At 33.3% G+C, this 249-nt stretch carries 1 pseudogene; it reads left to right on the forward strand.

Annotated features, from left to right (window positions below):
• A pseudogene (locus RI01_RS02560) lies at positions 1–249 on the forward strand (hypothetical protein); the annotation flags it as partial.

Raw genomic sequence — 249 nt, forward strand, 5'->3', positions numbered from 1 at the left:
AACTTTCTTTAATATCCTCAAATGGTCCATCCCATTATTATTAATTGGTGGGGCGATTTATTGGACCCTTTTCAAATTCTTTCCTGAAGTTTTAAACCAAATCAACACTTTTACAGGTGATGCCGCGGCCAAAACTAAAGTATTTTACGATAAAGCCACTCAACCAATTCGTCAAGTTATCGAGTATATTTATAATAAAATAACAGGTAATGATAAAGATCCTAATCACACTCCTTCACCACAAAATAA

Origin of the sequence: Italian clover phyllody phytoplasma str. MA1, assembly GCF_000300695.1 — a bacterium.
In the GTDB taxonomy this organism is placed as follows: domain Bacteria; phylum Bacillota_I; class Bacilli_A; order Acholeplasmatales; family Acholeplasmataceae; genus Phytoplasma.